19 protein-coding genes are annotated in these 20,706 nt (G+C 42.8%); 9 read left to right on the top strand and 10 right to left on the bottom strand.

All coding sequences use genetic code 11. The features are described 5' to 3' along the window. Positions 1 to 95 precede the first annotated feature (95 nt). On the top strand, positions 96 to 521 hold the full coding sequence (locus Q4486_RS01580; RefSeq protein ID WP_303415974.1) for a YchJ family protein: 426 nt from the start codon (positions 96 to 98) through the stop codon (positions 519 to 521). A 364-nt stretch (positions 522 to 885) separates the two neighbouring features. Further along, positions 886 to 3,735: a DUF349 domain-containing protein gene (locus Q4486_RS01585; protein WP_303517847.1), complete on the top strand. Its 2,850-nt coding sequence runs from the start codon at positions 886 to 888 to the stop codon at positions 3,733 to 3,735. A gap of 82 nt (positions 3,736 to 3,817) precedes the next feature. Here Q4486_RS01585 and phbB read toward each other — a convergent pair whose 3' ends face one another. From phbB to Q4486_RS01610, 5 genes are all read right to left on the bottom strand, one after another. Next, a complete protein-coding gene (gene phbB / locus Q4486_RS01590) occupies positions 3,818 to 4,567 on the bottom strand; it encodes an acetoacetyl-CoA reductase (protein ID WP_303415972.1) in 750 nt (249 codons plus the stop codon). 213 nt (positions 4,568 to 4,780) lie between these two features. Next, positions 4,781 to 6,115, bottom strand: coding sequence for an MATE family efflux transporter (locus Q4486_RS01595; RefSeq protein WP_303517848.1), 1,335 nt, complete (start codon positions 6,113 to 6,115; stop codon positions 4,781 to 4,783). Between the two features lie 133 nt (positions 6,116 to 6,248). Beyond that, positions 6,249 to 7,367, bottom strand: coding sequence for an ABC transporter ATP-binding protein (locus tag Q4486_RS01600; RefSeq protein WP_303517850.1), 1,119 nt, complete (start codon positions 7,365 to 7,367; stop codon positions 6,249 to 6,251). A 5-nt stretch (positions 7,368 to 7,372) separates the two neighbouring features. Beyond that, positions 7,373 to 9,028 carry an iron ABC transporter permease gene (locus Q4486_RS01605; RefSeq protein ID WP_303415969.1) on the bottom strand — a complete coding sequence of 552 codons (1,656 nt, stop codon included), beginning with the start codon at positions 9,026 to 9,028 and terminating at the stop codon, positions 7,373 to 7,375. A gap of 101 nt (positions 9,029 to 9,129) precedes the next feature. Beyond that, a complete protein-coding gene (locus Q4486_RS01610; RefSeq protein ID WP_303517851.1) occupies positions 9,130 to 10,173 on the bottom strand; it encodes a Fe(3+) ABC transporter substrate-binding protein in 1,044 nt (347 codons plus the stop codon). Positions 10,174 to 10,381: 208 nt separating this feature from the next. On the opposite strand from Q4486_RS01610, the gene Q4486_RS01615 reads away from it, so the two are divergent. Further along, the gene (locus tag Q4486_RS01615; RefSeq protein ID WP_303517853.1) at positions 10,382 to 11,092 is read left to right on the top strand and encodes a 16S rRNA (uracil(1498)-N(3))-methyltransferase; all 711 of its coding nucleotides are present in this window, start codon (positions 10,382 to 10,384) and stop codon (positions 11,090 to 11,092) included. Here Q4486_RS01615 and ampD read toward each other — a convergent pair. After that, positions 11,078 to 11,647, bottom strand: a complete 570-nt coding sequence (gene ampD, locus Q4486_RS01620) for a 1,6-anhydro-N-acetylmuramyl-L-alanine amidase AmpD (protein WP_303416069.1) — start codon at positions 11,645 to 11,647, stop codon at positions 11,078 to 11,080. The two genes, Q4486_RS01615 and ampD, sit on opposite strands and share 15 nt — an antisense overlap. Before the next feature lie 114 nt (positions 11,648 to 11,761). Here ampD and nadC point away from each other — a divergent pair, with 114 nt between their 5' ends. Beyond that, positions 11,762 to 12,607 (top strand): carboxylating nicotinate-nucleotide diphosphorylase, encoded by an 846-nt coding sequence (gene nadC, locus Q4486_RS01625; RefSeq protein ID WP_303517856.1) that lies wholly within the window; start codon positions 11,762 to 11,764, stop codon positions 12,605 to 12,607. A 94-nt stretch (positions 12,608 to 12,701) separates the two neighbouring features. On the opposite strand, the gene Q4486_RS01630 is transcribed toward nadC, so the two are convergent. Both Q4486_RS01630 and Q4486_RS01635 read right to left on the bottom strand, forming a co-directional pair. Continuing rightward, positions 12,702 to 13,043 (bottom strand): hypothetical protein, encoded by a 342-nt coding sequence (locus Q4486_RS01630; RefSeq protein WP_303415966.1) that lies wholly within the window; start codon positions 13,041 to 13,043, stop codon positions 12,702 to 12,704. A gap of 92 nt (positions 13,044 to 13,135) precedes the next feature. After that, complete coding sequence (locus tag Q4486_RS01635; RefSeq protein ID WP_303517858.1) at positions 13,136 to 13,582, bottom strand: prepilin-type N-terminal cleavage/methylation domain-containing protein; 447 nt, start codon at positions 13,580 to 13,582, stop codon at positions 13,136 to 13,138. Between the two features lie 174 nt (positions 13,583 to 13,756). Between Q4486_RS01635 and pilB the strand changes: the two genes are divergently transcribed. The 5 genes from pilB (at position 13,757) to yacG (ending at position 18,482) form a co-directional block, all read left to right on the top strand. Then, on the top strand, positions 13,757 to 15,490 hold the full coding sequence (gene pilB / locus Q4486_RS01640; protein WP_303517860.1) for a type IV-A pilus assembly ATPase PilB: 1,734 nt from the start codon (positions 13,757 to 13,759) through the stop codon (positions 15,488 to 15,490). A gap of 18 nt (positions 15,491 to 15,508) precedes the next feature. Then, positions 15,509 to 16,729, top strand: a complete 1,221-nt coding sequence (locus Q4486_RS01645) for a type II secretion system F family protein (RefSeq protein WP_303415963.1) — start codon at positions 15,509 to 15,511, stop codon at positions 16,727 to 16,729. 66 nt (positions 16,730 to 16,795) lie between these two features. Next, on the top strand, positions 16,796 to 17,641 hold the full coding sequence (locus tag Q4486_RS01650; RefSeq protein WP_303415962.1) for an A24 family peptidase: 846 nt from the start codon (positions 16,796 to 16,798) through the stop codon (positions 17,639 to 17,641). Then, entirely contained in the window at positions 17,642 to 18,253 is a 612-nt protein-coding gene (gene coaE / locus Q4486_RS01655) for a dephospho-CoA kinase (protein WP_303415961.1), read from the top strand. It begins immediately after the preceding gene. Continuing rightward, positions 18,246 to 18,482 carry a DNA gyrase inhibitor YacG gene (gene yacG, locus Q4486_RS01660; protein WP_303415960.1) on the top strand — a complete coding sequence of 79 codons (237 nt, stop codon included), beginning with the start codon at positions 18,246 to 18,248 and terminating at the stop codon, positions 18,480 to 18,482. Before coaE ends, yacG begins: the two co-directional genes overlap by 8 nt. Here the strand turns inward: yacG and Q4486_RS01665 are convergent. Then, positions 18,451 to 19,404 carry a Nudix family hydrolase gene (locus Q4486_RS01665; protein ID WP_303517861.1) on the bottom strand — a complete coding sequence of 318 codons (954 nt, stop codon included), beginning with the start codon at positions 19,402 to 19,404 and terminating at the stop codon, positions 18,451 to 18,453. The two genes, yacG and Q4486_RS01665, sit on opposite strands and share 32 nt — an antisense overlap. Before the next feature lie 50 nt (positions 19,405 to 19,454). Beyond that, a complete protein-coding gene (gene argJ / locus Q4486_RS01670) occupies positions 19,455 to 20,675 on the bottom strand; it encodes a bifunctional glutamate N-acetyltransferase/amino-acid acetyltransferase ArgJ (RefSeq protein WP_303517864.1) in 1,221 nt (406 codons plus the stop codon). Between the last annotated feature and the right edge of the window lie 31 nt (positions 20,676 to 20,706).

A 20,706-nucleotide genomic window follows, 5' to 3' on the forward strand; every position in this document is an offset into this window, starting at 1 on the left:
TAGTTAGAACGAGATTTAAAGCTATATAAGTACTAACATGTCATTAATTAACTCACTATCATGCAGATTAACATTTCACTGTTAAGGGTTCACCCATGTCACATCATCAGGAAGCGATGCAGAAACCATGTCCTTGTGGTTCCAACAAACCATTTGCCTATTGCTGTGAGCCTCTCGTTCAAGGCCAAAAAGCTGCCCCAACGGCAGAAGCACTTATGCGCTCTCGTTATTGCGCTTTCTCATTAGGCGCTATCGATTACCTAATTGATACTACAGCCCCTGAAAAACGAGGGCCAAATGATGCTGAAATTTTAGCCGATCAAGTTAAATATACTAACTGGACCGGTTTAAAAATTTTAGATACTGATCAAGGTACTAAAAGTGACGAGATCGGCATGGTCGAATTTGAAGCACACTTTGAAACTGAAGATCAGACCGGTACTTTGTATGAAAAATCTAATTTCAGAAAAGAAAATGGTTTCTGGGTTTATGTAGATGGGGAAGTAGAGGTCAAAACTTAGTATTAACTCGCTTAATACTTACGATAAGATCCCCTTTAGGCACAGTATGACAACGGCCTTAAAATAATTTCAAGGCCGATGTAAACCCATTCCTAAGAAGATGGGAATCATCACCCTTTATCTTAATTATTATTAAAGATTTTCATACACGCCGTTTTTAACCTCAAAGCCAGGTATTCTGGGGTTTTACGCCCTATCGCAGTATAAAATTTACCAAAAATCGTGCAACTTAGGCTTTTTCAGTTAATGTCAACGCTGTCAGCGTTTCAAATCTACGTTAGAATATGTGCCCTTAAGGCAGGTGGAGCTCCATCGAATATCTACCTTTTTAATATGCGCCTCTGCCAGAGATGTTTAGGAAGTTATGTTAGTAAGATTTTTTAAGCCCAGTTGGCAACACAGCAAATCAGACAAACGTATTAAAGCTATTGCAAAATTACGTGATACTGATCCCCAATCACAAACCATCTTATCCCAGTTAGCATTGGAAGATAATGATGAGCTTGTGCGCTTGGCAGCAATAGAGAAACTAAACAGTCTCAGCTTATTGATTAAAATCAGTAAAAAAACATCATCTGATACGATACAGCAGCAATCTTTGCATCGTATTAGTCAGCTGATATTAGGCTCTTCCCCAGACTGTTCATTAGATGAAAAGCTCAGTGCGCTGAAGACTATTACAGAGTGTAATTTCCTCACCCACATTGCTTTAAATAGCAGTAATGAACAGATTCGTGAGCAAGCAATTCAACAGCTAAACGATGATTATAGCCTTTCCGTTATTGCCGAAAAAAGTCAGCGAGCTGCGGATAGAATCCAAGCAGCGCAGCGAATTAGCCGTGAAGAAACACTGAACAAAATTTGCAAAACATCACGCAACAAAGATAAAGGCGTCTTCAAAGCAGCTAGAGACAAGCTGCAAACAATAGAAGATGAGAAGGCAGAAGCCCAACGCATTCAAGCATCCATAGAGCAGCTTATTCACAATACAGAACAGCTGAGCCATCAAGCCTTTTTCCCATTATTTAGCCCTAAGCTATGCTCCCTAATCAGCGAATACGAAACATTGTCAGAGCACACCAGTGTTGAGCAAAATGCCAGACTCAAAACCCATCAACAGCAATGCGAAGCTATTTTAGCAGCAGAAAAAGCACGCATTAAACAGCTAGAAGCAGAAGAAGCTCTCAAACAAGAGAAAGTAAATCAAAGCCACCATCTTTATTCAGAGCTTTGTGTACTTAAAGAGAGTTCAGAAAACATTCTTGATGAATCCCGTCTAGCTGAAGTCGAAAACCAACTGCAAACCATAAGCGATCAATGGGAAGCGCTTAAATCTTTCAGCTCCGAACAAGAACTACAAAGCTTTAATAAAATAAAATCTCAGCTTGGAAATTTGATCGCTTGCTACACTATCTATAACAATGCCGCTGAGCAGATAGAGAAGTTTCTTTCTAGCCTTACCGATGAAAATATAAAACCTGTAACGCTTAACAAACAAGCGAAGCAAGCTCGCCAGCTACTGAATAAACTCAGCTGGCCAACACAGCATGAAAAGCCAGCCAAGTTACACCAATTAGAAACAGCTTTAGCTGCCGCCCAAACCAAAATTGATCGTAAAGACCATCAGCAAACTCAATTACATAATGAGTTCAAAACACTATTAGATAATCTTACTGAATCGATCCAACAGGGCGAGATTCGTAACGCAGACAAATACATCAAAAAAGTTGAACAGATCAATAAACGCTTAAATGGCAACCTACCAGCCGACCTAGCACATAGAGCTAAAATACTCAGTGCTGAACTACAAGAGATGCGAGACTGGCAAGCCTATGCGGTTCAACCTAAGAAAGAAAACTTATGCCAAGAGATGGAAGCTCTGTCAGACTCTGACCTAACCGTTCAAGAGCGCGCAAATGAAGTCCGTAGAATACAAAAAGAGTGGAAACTACTCGACGCAACCGATTCAGTACACTCGCAACAACTATGGAAACGCTTCAAAAAAGCATCGGATAGCGCCTATGCGCCTTGCGATCAACACTTTTCAGAACAGAAAGAGCTTCGCATTACCAATCTAAAACAACGCGAACTTATATGCGAAAAGTTAGACAAGCTATCACCCCCGGAGGGAGACAGTGCTGAAGAGTGGAAGCTATATGAAGAGCAGATCCGCCAAGCCAAACAAGATTGGCGCACATACTCTCCAGTTGATCGCGCACCAGGGAAGAAACTTCAAGCAACCTTAGATCTGATCCTGTCACGATGTGAAGAAACACTTAAAACTTTTCGTGCCGAAAACATTATCAGAAAACAAAGCTTAATTGATGAAACTACGCGCCTTCTCAACTCAAACAACTTTGCTGAAGCCACTGACACGGTTAAGTCTCTTCAGCAACAGTGGAAAACGATTGGGCCTGCTCCACGCAATCAAGAACGAAAGCTTTGGAACCAATTCCGAGAAAATTGTAGCCAAATCTTTGAAGCTTTTTACGAAGGCAAACAACCTAACGCCGCTTCAAACTCGATCCAGCCATTATTAGATGATGCCTGCCAGCAACTGAAAGAGATGATAAGTTCTGGCTGCAGCGTAAAGTCCCTAGAAGCTGCGATAGATCAAGCCCAGTCTTTGATTACAGAGCTAGAAAGCCAAAACTCTTTAGTCCCAGCTTTTAATCAAGAAACCGTTCAATCAGCCATAGATGCCCTGCAACAGCTGCAAGAAGAGTTGCAAACATTTGAAACAGAGCCTTATATAGCACTTGAACGTAAAGCGAGAATCTGTGAGCAATTAGAGCACGCCATATTAGATCAATGTGCGATGGAACAACTAGAAAGCATCCAGCAAGCTTGGGAGCAAGAGACAACTTCAGAACACCCTATGAGTCGCGAAATTGCTGAACGCTTCGCCACATTGCTTACAATCGCTAAGAACCCCGATGCTTTGGAATCCTTACTTAGCGATCAAGAACAAAAACTCAGACAGATCTGTATCCGTTTAGAGATAGCCTCATCACAACCCTCTCCGTTATGTGATCAAGCATTACGTATGGAGTACCAGATGGAGCGCTTACAGCAAGCCCTTGCAGAACAAAAACAAGCCTTTAACCTATCGGAAATAAAACAATTAGAACATGAATGGTTATGCATCCCATTCGCGGCACATATTGAAGAGTTTAATGATAGATTTGAAAGCAAACTTGAACATATCTTTTAAACCCATTATTTATACAATGCTGATCATCAAACACAAAAAAACCCGCAAATAGCGGGTTTTTTTAAATGCTAAACATAGTCAATTAAGACATATGTAAACCACCATTGACTGACATATCTGCACCTGTGATGTAACCAGACTCGTCATCACATAAGAAAGTACACATACGACCAATCTCTTCAGGTGTACCAAAACGACCTACCGGAATACCCGCACAGATCTGATCCTGAATTTCCTGAGCAATTTTAGCAACCATCGCTGTTTTGATATAACCAGGAGACACTGTATTTACTGTTACGCCTTTACGCGCTACTTCTTGCGCAAGTGCTTTAGTAAAACCATGTATCCCAGCTTTAGCTGCTGAGTAGTTACACTGACCAAATTGACCTTTCTGAGCATTTACAGAGGAGATATTTATAACTCGCCCCCAGCCCTTATCAATCATGCCATTAATCACTAAACGGGTCATATGGAACATAGAGTCTAAATTAGCACTCATAACTTCATCCCACTGTTCCCAACTCATCTTCTTGAACTGCCCATCACGGGTAATACCCGCGTTGTTGATAAGAATATCAACAGCACCACCGGTTAGCTCTTCAACTGTGGCGATACACTGCGCACAAGATTCAGCGTTTGTAACATCACCATAAGACACTAGAATGTCATAACCGTCTTCTTTCTGTTTGTCTTGCCATGCTTTCGCTTTACTGTGATCACCACCGCTATTATAGCCGGCAACTACGCGAAAACCGTTATCTGCCAATGTGCGGCAAATTGCAGTACCTAAACCACCAGTACCACCTGTCACGAGTGCAATCTTCTGACTCATGCTCCATCCCCTTATATCGTGTATTTGCTTGTTTGGGTGTTATCTATTTTTATTATGATTTTATAATTAATCTCTCGTCCTTACCTCGATCATAATGCCATCCGTTCATAGATATTAATATGACTTTGGTGGAAGAACATTAGCTTACTCCACCCCCGTGAACAATGAGCTACATCACATACGGATCAAATAAAACTGAACGCATATGCAGCATTAATAAGACTTGAGGTAAGCCCGCATTGATAACCAAGCAATAACAGCTACACATAAGTTAGCCATCACAAGAGATACAAACATTCCCTGTAAACCAAACAGTTGAGAACCCAACCAAGCGAACGGAACAGTAAAAATAAACAAGCGCGCAAGGCTGACCTTCATCGCCATAAAAGGTTTGTGCAATGCATTAAAACTGGAGGCGGTAAGGAAGATTATTGCCTGAAAAGCAAAGCCAAATGGCACAATAAAAACCCATAAAATAATTAGTGATTGGACCTGATTATTATCACTAAACAGAGATGCGACCTCTTCAGCCACGAAAATTAAGAGAATAAACACCAAAAACTGCCAAAATAATGAAAATCCAATCACCATGCGATAGGCTGATTTTACTCGTTCTACTTTACCAGCTCCCACATTTTGGCTAATAAAAGGGGGAAGCGTCATAGAAAGCGCCAAGCACACAAGTAAGGCTAAAGACTCAATACGGTTCCCCACACCAAAAGCGGCTACCGCTTCTGGGCCATGATGGGCCACAATATAAGTTAGAACGGCTTGTGCAATTGGCGTCATCATATTAGATAAAGAGGCAGGCAAAGCTATTTTCATAACCGCATAAGAGTGCCTCTTCCAACGGATGAAATTAAATGGCTGAACAACTAGCAAACGTTTTTGAGCAAAAAGCAGATAGATCGCCACTAAAGTCGTCAAACTCCAAGAGATAACACTAGCAATAGCCGCCCCTTGAATCCCAAACCCATCAAAAGAACCAAGACCAAAAATAAACAGAGGATCAAGTATAAAGTTGAGTAACGACGATGCCGCCATCATTAATGCAGGCGTTTTAGTATCACCTGTGGCCCGCATACAGGCATTACAGACCATATTAATAACAAGAAAAACAGATCCTACTAGCCACACATTCATATAGGTCTTAATAAGCGGCATTAAGGCTTCACGCGCCCCCATAGCCAAAAATACAGGTTCAATCAGTAACTGTAGCAATGAGCTAACAAGCACAATCATCACAGCAATCGCCAGCAGGTTATCCGTAGCAAGTGAGCGGGCTTCTTCACTCTCCCCTTTACCCAATAAGCGCGCCAAAATAGCTGAGGTACCTATCCCTAAGCCAATAGCTAAGCTGATAACCGTAAAACAAACAGGGAAAGTAAAACCTAAAGCAGCTAACGCATCGGTGCCCAATCGGCTGACAAAATAAAGATCCGCAAGATTGAATAGCATCAAACTAACAATCCCAAGCATCATGGGGAATGTCATTCTAAGTAAGGTTGGTCGAATATCATCTTCAAGCAGATTGACACGAACGGACATAAGTCACCGAAGAAATAAAATAGCGCACAATCCTACTCTATCACTCGAAATAACTAAATCTCCTTTTCTCGAACATTATGTTGCTAGGAGATATGAGGTCACTATAAAAGCAACGAGGGAGGACAAGCCATGGCTAGCGAGCAACAGCTTGTGTTTGAACAACTTCCGATTCTTGCAGATCGCAAACCCCAGTCTCTGGATCACAGATAGGTAACACAACAAGATGATCAAGTTCGATACTGATACCTAAATCCTCACCTACATCATGGTCATGATGACAGGCAGTGATACAAGGTAAAACCTCACCATTGGCCAGCTTTACATGATAAAGATAGTGAGAGCCTCTAAACCATTTACTCACTATACGACCGGTCAAGGAACTCTGTTCAGAGTGCTGGATATCATCGGGTCTAATCAGCAGCTCAACGGATGTACCCGGTGCATAACCTAAAGGCTCATCACCTACCAAACAGCCTAATGCAGAATCCACTGAGTATTCATCTTTAATGGAAGCCTGCAAAAACTCACCTAAACCTATAAAGTCTGCTACAAAACGATTTTTAGGTTCATGATAAATATTAAATGCAGAGCCGCACTGTTGAATCCGACCATGCTGCATAACCGCAATTTTATCAGCCATCGCAAAGGCTTCCATTTGGTCATGGGTCACCAAAATAGCACTCATCTGTTCTTTTCTTAATATATCTCGTATTTCGGGTACTAGCGTTTCTCGCAAATTCGCATCCAACCCAGAAAACGGTTCATCGAGTAACAAAAGGTCAGGTTTAGGTGCCATTGCCCGCGCTAAGGCAACACGCTGTTGTTGACCACCAGAAAGAGAGTGTGGATAGCGCTCAGCAATATCAGGCAAACCAATCAAACTAAGAAGCTCCTGAACTCTCAGAGCTTGATCTTTTTTTGACCATTTTTTAATACCAAAAACAATATTTTCTGCGATAGTTAAATGCGGAAAAAGTGCGATATCTTGGAACACCATACCAATATTTCGCTGTTCGGTAGGCAGTATATTGTGCGCATCAGACAACACCTGTCCACGCATACAAATACGCCCAGATTTCACAGGTTCAAACCCTGCAATCGCTCGAAGCAATGTTGATTTACCACAGCCGCTTGGCCCTAACAGGCAGCCAATTTCACCTTTTTCAAGTGATAAAGACGCATTATGTACAACATCCTCCTCACCATAAGCAAGGGTGACACTCTCAACATTTAGATGTTTTTCTATCTTCATCTCAATCAACTTCCCGCCCGCCCTTTTGCAATAGAACGGCTTAATAAAATCACAGGTATCAATCCAACCGCCACAATCAACAACGATGCCGGTGCCGCATCAATCAAACGCTCATCAGATGCCAGCTCAAATGCCCTAACGGCTAAGGTATTAAAGTTAAAAGGCCTAAGAATCAGTGTAGCGGGTAACTCTTTAAGCACATCAACAAAAACGATAAGTAAGGCGGTTAATACAGAACTCTTCATCAAGGGAACATGTATCTGTTTTAAAACCTGCATAGGTGTGCAACCAAGCGTACGTGCAGCACCATCAATACTCGGCTTTATTTTATCAAGGCCACTCTGGACGGCACCTAAAGATACCGCCAAAAAACGTACCGTATAAGCAAATAAAAGCGCCACTAAAGTGCCCGATAATACTAAACCAATATCAACACTGAACCATTTCTTTGCCATTGCAATTAACTGATGGTCCATCCAAGCAAATGGAATTATCACCCCAATAGCGATAATAGTACCCGGTAGAGCATAGCCTAATCCCGCCGTAGCCACTGAAAACCTCACCACCTTTTTAGGGTTCAAACGGGAAGCATAAGCCAAAATTAACGCAAAGCTCACAGCAATGATGGCAGCTAAAAAGGCGAGGTAAAACGAGTTCCACGCCAACTGGAAAAAAGAGCCATCGGAAAGATCTGCTTGCGTTAAGCTCCAAAAAGCCAACTGACCTGCAGGTATCAAAAATCCAAATAATATAGGTAACAAGCAGATCAAAAATGCTACTGCAGCTTTCCAGCCAGATAAAGAGATTAATTTTGCTTTAGCTTTAAATTCTGCAGACGAGTGATAACGGGATTTTCGTCTTGAGTATTTTTCAACAAGCACTAATAAAGCCACAAAACTTAAAAGACAAACTGCCAACTGAGCCGCCGCAACCGCATCGCCAAACCCATAAAAAGTTCTAAAAATACCGGTCGTAAATGTATTTACACCAAAATATTGTACGGTACCGTAATCAGCTAAGGTCTCCATTAATGCTAAGGTTAAACCGGCAATAATCGCTGGACGAGCAAGAGGCAGTGCTAGCTTGAACAAACCTTGCCATTGGTTATAACCTAGCGTCCGGCTAACCTCGAGCGTGCTTGCTGATTGCTCCAGAAAGGCTGCGCGGCTTAATAGATAAACATAAGGATAAAGTACTAGCGCCAACATCAAAATGGCACCAGCTAATGAACGGATCTCAAAAAACCAATACTCGCCATAGCCTAGACCTGTTAACTGACGTATAGCAGTTTGCACAGGACCAGCAAAATCTAAAAGCCCAGTGTAGGTGTAAGCGATGATATAAGCCGGTACCGCTAAAGGAAGGAGTAATGCCCAAGCAAAAATTCTACGCCCAGGGAAGTCACAAACACTCGTCAACCAAGCCGTTGGGATACCAAGCAATAACACCCCAAAAGCCACACCTAACATGAGTAAAAGTGAATTACTGACATAATCGAACAACACCGTATGGTACAAGTGCGTAAAAACATCAGCAGAACCGCTAAAGACAAACCCCGCAATCACAAAAATAGGCAGGGCCAATAATACAGCGATGACAAACGAACTAGATGTCAGCCAGTTTACTCGGTAGGGAGATTTTAAGGGAGTCACTACAAACATTTATCCCGTTCAGAAAAACAGAAAACGCCCACATTAATATCTGCGGGCGCTAAAAGCATAATTCTAACACTTATTAGAATATGGAATGGTAGAAATTGAGCCTATTTCCAGCCAGCTCGGTCCATTAATTCAACAGCAGCACGGTTATTGGTTCCCAATTTACTTAGCACAAGGTCATCCGCTTTAAATTCACCTAAGCCTTTCAGAACGGGTGAAACCTCGACACCTTCAACAACTGGATATTCGTTGTTTTCAGCACCATACCAAACTTGAGACTCATCAGAAGCCATAAATTCCATCAGTTTAATCGCACTTTCCACATTAGAAGCGTATTTAGTTACACCTACACCACTCACATTAACATGTGCACCACGACCATCCTGATTTAACCATGCTGTACCTAATTTAGCCGCGACTTCGTTATCACTCTCTTTATTACTGTGTACTAAGCGTGCGTAATAGTAGGTATTAGCAATCGCCAGATCACAAACACCTGAAGCGGCTGCTCGTAATTGATCCGTATCACCACCCGCTGGCGGCTTAGCAAAATTAGCTACAAGCCCTTTAGCCCATGCTTCGGTCGCCTCTACGCCATTGGCATCGATCATCGATGCAACGAGTGACTGGTTATAGATATTGCTTGATGAACGAATGCAGATACGTCCTTTCCACTTAGGGTCAGCAAGGTCCTCATAAGAGGTTAACTCAGCAGGATCAACTTTATCTTTAACATAAAACACCGTCCGTGCACGTTGGGACATGCCATACCAATAACCATCAACATCTTTTAAATGAGCAGGAATCAGCTTATCTAAAGTTTCACTGGTCGCTACTTGAAGAACACCCGCGTCCTTCGCTCTATACAAACGCCCTGCATCCACAGTGACAAAAAGATCCGCTGGTGTCGCATCGCCTTCAACTTCCAAACGTTTCAAAAGTGCGTCAGCTTTACCTGTTACTAAATTAACAGCAATACCCGTTTCCGCAGTAAAACGATCAAACAAAGGCTTTATAAGCGCTTCTTTTCGTGCAGAGTAAACATTAACAAGGTTATCATCGGCAGATACAGATACAGATAAAGGCAACAACCCTGTAGCAAAAACAGCGGTCATAGCCATTGTAGAAACAACGCGTGTAAATTTCACAGTAAACCCCTTACAAAGACAAAACATATAGAGAAGCTTTAAATAAATTAGGGGGCTAAAATTACCACAACACAAAAGATAATGCTACCGATAAACATTCTCATTTAGATTAGAAACACTAATCATTGATCTAGATTAATAGTCGCATCTGTTAATATTGCTCGATAAACTACCCAACTCTAACGGCCAAACTCACTCAGCGGTAGATATGAACCTAATACTCCTCACAGAAGATGATTTAATTGCGGAAGAGCAGGTTAAACTCAATGACAGACGCTTCCAACATATTAGGACAATTCATAAACCCGAGATTGGTGCGCAATTAAAGGTTGGCATGTTAAATGGGCTAATAGGCACAGGAACAGTACTTGAGTTATCAGAAAGCGCTATCAGGTTACAAATAACATTAGACAAAACACCACCGCCCCCATTGCCTTTAACACTTCTTTTAGCCCTACCACGGCCAAAAATGCTAAAGCGAATCTTACAAACCGTTGCATCTATGGGAGTTAAAGAGCTCTATCTTATCAACTCCTATCGTGTTGATAAAAGCTACTGGGGGAGCCCTATTTTAGAAAAACAGATCATAGAAAATTTACAACTCGGGTTGGAACAAGCAGGCGATACAGTGATGCCCAATGTTCATTTAAGAAAACGCTTTAAACCATTTATCGAGGATGAACTTCCCTCTTTGGCACAAGGCACAAGGGCGTTGATCGCCCACCCTTATAACGCCACTCCCTGCCCTCAAAGTGCAGCAATAAAAACAACATTAGCGATCGGCCCCGAAGGAGGATTTATCCCTTATGAGGTCGAAAAACTTAATGACTGCGGATTTAACGCCATCCATATTGGCGAGCGAATTTTAAGAGTTGAAAATGCCGTACCCGCCCTACTTTCCCGACTATTCCCCGTCTAATTTTCTATTTTTTAACTGACCGAAAAAATAATCCCAATCAAAAGCAGGCCCAGGATCTGTTTTTCTACCCGGTGCTATATCAGAATGGCCAACGATTCTGTCATCCGAAATAGCCGGAAATTGAGTTTGAATAGCTAAAGTTAAATCGACTAATTGCTTATATTGTTCAGCGCTATAAGGCTCAGAATCTGTACCTTCAAGCTCAATACCTATGGAAAAATCATTACAGTTTTCAACATTCTCATAACAAGAAACACCCGCATGCCACGCCCTTTTATGCAAAGGCACAAATTGAACAATCCGTCCCGTGCGCTCTATTAAAAGGTGTGATGATACTTGTAGATCTTTAATCTCTTGGAAAAACGGATCATCACTTATAGGCAACTGGTTCGTAAAAAACTGCTCTATATATCCGCCACCATACTGTCCCGGCGGTAGACTAATGTTGTGAATAACTAAAAGCGAAACACTCTCGCCTTCAGGCCTTTCATTAAAATTAGGCGACAACACCCGATTCACACCAAACAACCAACCATTTTCGTTTTTTACAACCATCATCCTCTATCCGCTATTACTTAGATTCGTTAGAATTAGCGACCTATTAATCATCGTTATCCAATAATAACAGAGGCCAGCCCTCTTTGACCTTATTCTCATCAGGAACCTATTATGTTGAACCGTGCCGACATACAGCACTTTATTCCAGACGCCGTAACTTATGCACTTAGTGAAGATATTGGTAACGGCGATATTACGGCCCAACTTATTCCTGAAGAGCAAACCGCTACCGCTCGCATTATCAGTCGCCAAGAAGCTGTAATCTGCGGTGTCGATTGGGTTAATGAAGTATTTAAACAAGTTGATCCTAACTTAACATTAGAATGGCAAGTGGATGATGGTGATCTAGTACAACGGGATCAGGTGTTATTTTATGCGAAAGGCTCCGCTCGTAACCTGCTCACCGCAGAACGCGCGGCTTTAAATTTTCTACAAACACTCTCTGGCACCGCAACCATTAGTAAGTTTTATGCCGATAAAGTGATAGGCACCCACGTAAAACTACTCGACACACGAAAAACCCTACCGGGACTTCGTTTTGCACAAAAATATGCAGTGACTTGTGGTGGATGTTTTAATCATCGGATCGGATTATTTGATGCCTTTCTGATTAAAGAGAACCACATTATGGCCTGCGGCGGCATAAAAGAAGCGATACAGACCGCACAAAATAATGAACCTGATAAGCCAGTAGAGATCGAAGTTGAGTCTATGGCAGAGCTTAAACAAGCCCTAGACGCTGGTGCAGATATTGTAATGCTGGATAATTTTTCACTCGATGAGATGTGCAAAGCGGTAGAACTAACAAAAGGAAAAGCCAAATTAGAAGCATCAGGCAATATTACTGATAAGACATTGCGCCCTATCGCTGAAACGGGTGTCGATTATATCTCAATTGGGGCGTTAACTAAGCACTGCCAAGCGGTTGACCTTTCGATGCGCTTAATTGAGCACTAAACAGATTAAATTTATCGCCCAATAAAAAGGCTAACGTTTTTACTTTAGCCTTTTCAGATCAGCCTCTAGCGGCAAAAACCTAAAACAAATAAAGCTACTGACAAGCACTTGATGCTAGTTTCCGCCACTCGTCCTCTTTCTGAATTTTAACTATATCGTACACTTCTACAGATACAGAGCTGACGCCCTTAGCCGCTAAAACTTTACAGACTTTATCAGCCGCATGATGCGGATTTGTTTGCCCAGCAACCACACCAATAGCTAACACTGAGTCATCTTGCCACCAAACAGGACGGGCAGGAAACTCTTCCAACTCCAGCAATGCATTTTCTACTGCGCTTTTGGTTTGTGGCGATAAAGGCTCAGTAGAATTTGCAATATACCAAGTCACACCCACACAAGCCGCGATCAAAATAATTATTATAGTTCGTTTCATTTACAACATTTCTACTTATCAATATATAAGATATAAAAAAGGCGCAATAGTTTGCGCCTTTTTATCAATGGTAACTTTACACCTTTAGGTGATTAGTCACATAAGCCAGCTGCAACACAATCAGAAGAGCTATTCACATCCCAACGAACGGCGCCCTCAATCAATTCACCATCAAGAATATATGTTGCAGAATTTAGCCCGTTTATATTCTCTGCAGTAGCAGTAATTGTAGCCGCAGATGCAGTAAGACCACCTACTGCAACCGAATTAACATACTGACCTACAGCAGCACCTAAAATAGCTTTATTTACGGTATTATTATCCGTAGGACCGCAATTTGTCATTTCACCATCCGTTTGCGCGCAAACTTCAACAGCAGCCTTCACCCCCCCAGTCGCATTAATAACTTCAGAGAAACGTGCTTTAGCGGTATAAGTTTGGTAAGCCGGCAGTGCAATAGCAGCCAAAATACCGATAATCGCCACAACGATCATCAATTCGATTAGGGTAAAACCTTGTGCTTGTTTATTCGTTTTCATTATTTATCTCCAGCGAAAAAAAATCCTTGGGATCAACCAAGTCCTTTGATTGTAGCGTATTTTTTATGACACGCCAGTTACCAAATCAGTTTTATCTTATAAACCTTATAGTGCGCATTTTCAAACTATGATGCAAATGCTATTTTATCTGTATGATATGTGTCAATTCATGGAATGATAGTAAGGGGTTATATTTTGCAGCCTAGCCAACCATTAAGCGGACTAGCAAAAAGGTTAGTTAATGAGGGTGTTTGCTCTGCAGAGGTCGCGGCCGATGCGGCGCTTCAATGTCGAGAAAAACAGCAAACCTTTATCGCTTATGTTATTGAACAGCGCCTTGTTAGTGCCTATAGAGCCGCCGCAGCCGCATCCGAAGAGTTTGGCATTCCACTGCTAGATCTGGATGCCATGGATATGGCGACCCTTCCGCAAGGCCTTATTAATGACTCTCTGATCAGTAAGCATCACGCGCTCCCGTTACAGAAAAGGGATAATCGCTTATTTGTAGCGATCTCTGATCCCACCAATATCCAAGCCCTTGATGAATTTAAATTTCAAAGTGGTATTACCACTGAAGCGATTATTGTTGAAGAGGATAAGCTTACCAAAGCGATCGAAGCGTTCCTCGATAATCAAGACTCAGCCCTTGACGACTTGGAAGATAGCGACCTTGATAATTTAGAGATCGATGACTCTCTACCCAACGCTGCGCAAGAGGAGTCCGCTGAGGAAGCAGCCAATGATGCGCCTATAGTTCGTTTTGTTAATAAAATACTTTTAGATTCTATTAAAAACGGCGCATCCGATATTCACTTTGAACCTTACGAAAAGACCTATCGTATACGTAGTCGTATAGATGGCATCTTGCAGGAGATCGCTAGACCCCCCTCTAATCTATCATCACGCCTGTCTGCACGTTTAAAAGTTATGGCTCAGATGGATATCTCTGAACGCCGCGTCCCGCAAGATGGACGCATCAAAATGAAAATTTCGAAAAACCGGTCGATCGATTTCCGTGTTAACACCCTACCGACCCTTTGGGGCGAGAAAATTGTACTGCGTATATTAGACCCGAGCAGTGCAAAAATGGGCGTTGAAGCTTTAGGCTTTGCTGACTTCCAAAAAGAGATGTACCTTTCCACCTTACATAAACCACAAGGCATGGTGCTCGTCACCGGCCCGACAGGTAGTGGTAAGACTGTCAGCCTCTATACTGGTCTAAACATCCTTAACACGGAAGAGCGTAATATATCTACGGCTGAAGACCCTGTAGAGATTAACTTGGAGGGGATCAACCAAGTTCATGTAAGCTCAAAAGTAGGCCTTACCTTTGCAGAGGCCTTGCGCGCCTTCCTTCGTCAAGACCCTGATGTTGTCATGGTGGGTGAGATTCGAGATCTGGAAACCGCCGAAATTGCGATTAAAGCAGCACAAACCGGCCATATGGTTCTCTCCACACTCCATACAAACAGCGCACCCGAAACACTGACTCGACTTCGAAATATGGGAGTACCCGCCTTCAACATTGCCACTTCGGTGAGTTTAATTATCGCTCAGCGTTTAGGACGAAGGCTCTGCGAAAGCTGTAAACAACCCATTACACTACCTGAAGTTACCCTACGTGAAGAGGGCTTTACCGACGAAGAGATCAAGAATATGACCCTCTTCGAAGCAAATCATGAGGGTTGCAATAAGTGTAACAGAGGTTATAAAGGTAGGGTTGGTATCTACGAGATGCTTTCCATGTCGCCAGAGATTGCTGAAGTCATTATGCAAAACGGAAACTCTCTGGATATACTAAAGGTCGCAAACACTCAAGGATTCCAAAGCTTAAGACGTTCAGGTCTAAAGAAAGTTGCCGAAGGTGTGACTAGCCTCGAAGAGATGAATCGCGTCATTAAGGTTTAATAACAGGATATATTTGCTATGGCCAAAGAAGCCAAGTTACATACATTTACCTGGCAGGGAAAAGATAAAAGCGGCAATGCCAGTAAAGGGAAAGTTGATGCCAGCAATATTGCAATGGCTAAAGCTCAACTACGTAAACAGGGTATATTACCCTCCAAGGTAGCCAAAGAGAGAGGAGCAGGCCTCTTTAGCGCGAAAGGCAAACCAATTAAGCCTGTAGATATTGCTTTTTTTACTCGCCAAGTGGCTACCATGCTTAAATCTGGTGTTCCTCTACTACAAGGCCTAGATATTACCGCCGGTGGGGTTGAGAAAGATAAGCTTAAAGATATTATTTATGGCATTAAAAATGATGTGAATGGGGGACTTGATTTCTCCACAGCCTTAACCAAATATCCTGAGCACTTCGACGACCTTTACTGCAGTTTAGTCAGTGCTGGTGAGCAATCGGGTGCTTTAGAACAGATGCTTGACCGTATTGCCACCTACAAAGAGAAACTGGAAAGCCTAAAAGCCAAGATCAAAAAAGCCCTCACCTACCCAACAGCCGTTATTATTGTTGGTATTGTCGTATCCGCTATTTTGCTGGTAAAAGTGGTACCGCAATTTGAATCTGTATTTGATAGCTTTGGCGCCGACCTCCCCGCCTTTACTCTCTTTGTAATTCATCTATCCGAAGTTGCCCAAGAATGGTGGTGGATTGTACTTATTGCTATAGGCTTCGCCGGGTATGCCTTTAACAAAGCCCAAACAAAGTCAAAGAAATTTAGGGACGCCGTCGACAAAGCGATGCTTAAAATTCCCGTTATTGGCCAAATTTTACACAATGCCTCAATTGCTCGCTTTTCTAGAACCTTAGCTACAACCTTTGCTGCCGGTGTGCCTTTAGTTAATGCACTGGACTCTGCTGCAGGAGCCTCGGGTAACGCACTCTACCGAGATGCCATACTCCAGATCAGAAATGGGGTATCAACAGGGCAATCACTAAAAGATGCAGTCACGATGACAGGGGTTTTCCCAAATATGACTGTGCAGATGATCGCCATCGGTGAGGAGGCCGGCTCACTGGAAATGATGCTAGAGAAAGTGGCAGATTTCTACGAAGAGCTAGTTGATAACGCTGTTGATAACCTTTCTAGCTTACTAGAACCTCTTATCATGGCTGTTCTAGGGGTACTTGTAGGCGGCTTAGTTATCGCCATGTACTTACCTATATTCCAGCTGGGTAATGTGGTTTAGAAAACGCTTTTTGAGAGAAATATTACAAAAAGCTCCCTAGCAAACGAATCATTTAGAAGATTACTAATGATCTTTAATATCGATCCAGCGTGGGCTATAGCCTGCGCTTTTATTTTGTCCCTCTGCGTTGGCAGTTTTTTAAATGTGGTTATTCACCGTATCCCTATTATGATGGAACGGGAGTGGCTATCTGAACATGAAGCTGAAAATACGGAACAAAAAGAAACATTTAACCTTTCCGCACCAGCCTCCACTTGCCCACAATGCGGGCACAAAATCAGATGGTATGAAAATATACCGGTTATTAGCTACCTGTACCTAAAAGCAAAATGCGCTTCATGCGGTCTACATATCCCTTTTCGCTACCCATTTATTGAATTATTAACCGCTATAAGCGGTGCTGCTATTGTTTATATCTATGGCCTAAACGAGGTTAGTTTCAGCCTCACCCTGTTAACCTGGTGCTTGATCTGTCTTATCTTTATCGATATAGACCATCAACTTTTACCTGACCGCATTACACTACCTTTACTGTGGTTAGGCTTATTCGTAAATAGCTTTGGTTTATTTACCTCACTGGAAAGTGCTGTATACGGTGCTATCGCTGGCTATTTAAGTTTATGGACTGTGTATTGGGCTTTTAAACTACTAACAGGCAAAGAGGGAATGGGATATGGTGATTTTAAATTACTAGCCGCGCTCGGAGCTTGGGCCGGATGGGCACAGTTACCCCTTATTATTCTATTGAGTTCTTTGGTTGGTGCTATATTAGGCATCGCTATGATCGCAGCGAAAAAACATGAGCAGCAGGCCCCTATGCCGTTTGGGCCTTATCTCGCCATTGCCGGTTGGGTTGCTTTAATCTGGGGTGATAATATTACCGGTCTCTACCTTCAATTTGCTGGCTTATAGATGTTTATTGTTGGGATCACAGGCGGGATAGGCTCAGGCAAAAGCGCCGTTACTCGCCAATTAGAGCAGTTCGGAATTAACGTTATTGATGCCGATATAGTCGCGCGAGAAGTAGTAGCACCGGGAGAAGAAGCGCTTCAGAAGATCGCTCAGCACTTTGGCTCGCAAATACTGACAAATTCCGGCGAGCTAAACCGTGCAGAACTGAGAGTAAAAATTTTCAGCGATCCAAAAGAGCGAAAATGGTTAGAGCAACTACTTCACCCAGTGATCCGGGCACGCATTATTCAACAACTGGACAACACACAATCTAGCTATGCTGTACTCGCCTCTCCCCTGCTACTTGAAACAGATCAGCATCAACTCACCGATCATATCGTGGTTGTTGATGTGCCTGAGGCAATACAGATCGAGCGAACAATCTCTCGCGACAAGAACAATGCAGAACAAGTAAAATCTATCATCCAAACACAGATGCCTAGAGACCAAAAGATAGTAAAAGCTGATACGATCATTGATAATAGCGCAGACTTAGCAACCCTTAAAAAAGAAGTTGCCGCTTTACATTCCAAACTACTTACCCTTGCTAAACAGGCCCCTTATAGTGACTAAGCCCCAAGTAAAATGCCCAACTTGCCAGAAAAAAAAGGTATGGAGCAGTGATAACCCATTTAGACCTTTTTGCAGTGAACGCTGCAAATTAATTGACCTAGGTGCCTGGGCAAATGAGGAGTATCAAATTCCTGAAGCAAAATCCGCCAGTGACTATAGCAGTGGTGAAAATGAAGAACATGTAGACCGAGACGGTCCTATTCCTCAAGATCCTGAGACCATGCACTAATCCCCGCAACACCTTGAGCACCGCAGTTAACCGCCTGCTCAAGCAAACGATGACTTACTCCTCCTAAGGCATAAACCGGAATAGAGCAACTATCAACCATCTGCTGAAACAGCTCCCAACCTAATGGGATCGCATGAGGATGTGAGCGCGTTTTTAATACAGGTGATAAGCTAACAAAATCCAAATCTTTTGTAACCGCCATCTCAATCTGCTCTAAACTATGACATGACGCACTTAGCCAGCGACCGGAAAATTGGCTACGCTTATTAAGATCTAAAAGACGTGATGAGCTGAGATGTAACGCATCCGCTTTCAACGTTTCAGCAACTTCAAGTGAACTGTTCACAATAAGCGGAATAGCTGTTCCCTCAAGCATTCCTTTAATACGCTTATACGCGCCTTCAAAATCATCCACAGGCAGATGATGAGCTCTCAACATAACCCCTTCAGCGCCGTTAGATAAAGCCTGCTCAACAAAGTCAACCAATGCATCGACATCAGATAAATCAGGTGTTATCGCGATACATTTAGGTAAAAGGCATGCATTAAGAATAGGTGCATTTGCTGCTGGAAAGGCAAAACTATCAAGCTCACCTTTAGCAACCCAACGTATAGGTTGCCCCTCCTTCCCCCAAGCCTCGCCATCGAACGCGCTTACTTCAAACACATCCAGTAAAACCGATTTATCAGTGTAATGATAGGGTACTTTTATCAGCGGTCTAGCCTCTTTTACCTCAATACCTAGCTCTTCATGCAGCTCTCGTGATAACGCCGCCAGCGCACTTTCACCCTGCTCCACTTTACCGCCGGGAAACTCCCACAAGCCTCCCTGATGCTGATCTTCCGAGCGTCTTGCTATTAAAATTTCTCCTGCTGAGTTTTTAATAGCTGCCGCAGCAACATGAATCAATTTACGCTTCATCTATTTACAACGCCCGTTTAGTAACCAATAGCAAGACACAAAAGAACAACTTAGCTGCGGTAATCCGCATTAATACTGACATAATCGTGAGAAAGATCTGTTGTCCATACCGTTTCAGTGACATCACCGCGATTAAGTACAACTCTAATCAGTATCTCCTCAGCATCCATCACAGCTTGGCCAGCCTCTTCGGTATAGCCCGCATCGCGCCCTCCCTCACTGACAATACAGACGTCGCCCAGAAAGATCTGCAATGCATTCAAATCTAAATTATCAATACCCGCACGACCTACAACAGCCAAAATCCTGCCCCAATTGGGATCGGATGCAAAAAGCGCTGTTTTAACCAGTGGCGAATGAGCAATATCAAAGGCTGTACGTAGCGCTTCATCTTGAGTCGCTGCCGACTCGACCTTAACCGTTACAAACTTAGTCGCCCCCTCACCGTCTCTAATAATCGCATGAGCGAGTTCTTGCATTACGCAAGCCAAAGCCCGTCTGAACGCCAAAAGACCCTCTTGGTCGCTCTCAGAGACAACAACGCTAGATTTCCCTGTTGCCACAAGCATGCAAGAGTCATTGGTCGACGTATCACCATCGACGGTAATACGATTAAATGAACAGTCCGTCGCTTCTATCAATAATTTTTGCAGCAATTCAGGTTCAACATCCGCATCAGTAGCTACATAACCTAACATAGTTGCCATATTGGGCTTAATCATGCCCGAGCCTTTAGATATTCCAGTTAAAGTAACCGTCTGACCTTGATACGTGTATTGTAGCGAAGCACCTTTAAGGCGCGTATCTGTCGTTAAAATACCTTCCGCCGCATCTAACCAGCCACTTTCTGATAAAACGGCTTTTGCTTTAGGCAAAGCAGAAATAAGTTTCTCGACCGGCAGCTTTTCACCAATAACACCTGTAGAAAATGGCAGTACTGCAGCCACATCTACATCACAGAGTTCAGCTACCGCAGAACAAGTAGCAACAGCATCTTGCCAACCTTCCTGTCCTGTTCCGGCATTCGCATTACCTGTGTTGACTATAAGATAGCGAGCCGCGGCTTTGCTTAGATGTTCTTTACAGATGGAAACAGGCGCTGCACAAAAAGCATTTTTGGTAAAAACACCGACTACACTGGCATCCTCACAAATATGCATTAGCACAACATCTTTACGGCCCGGTGTTTTAATACCTGCAGAGGCAGTGCCGAGTTCAAAACCTTTAACAGAGTGCATTGTACTTGGGAAAGTTGCTGGACCAACAGCCATTTTAGTAATCTCCTTAGCGCAGAAAGCAGCC

Source organism: Neptuniibacter sp. 2_MG-2023 (assembly GCF_030547495.1).
Taxonomy (GTDB): Bacteria; Pseudomonadota; Gammaproteobacteria; order Pseudomonadales; family Balneatricaceae; genus Neptuniibacter.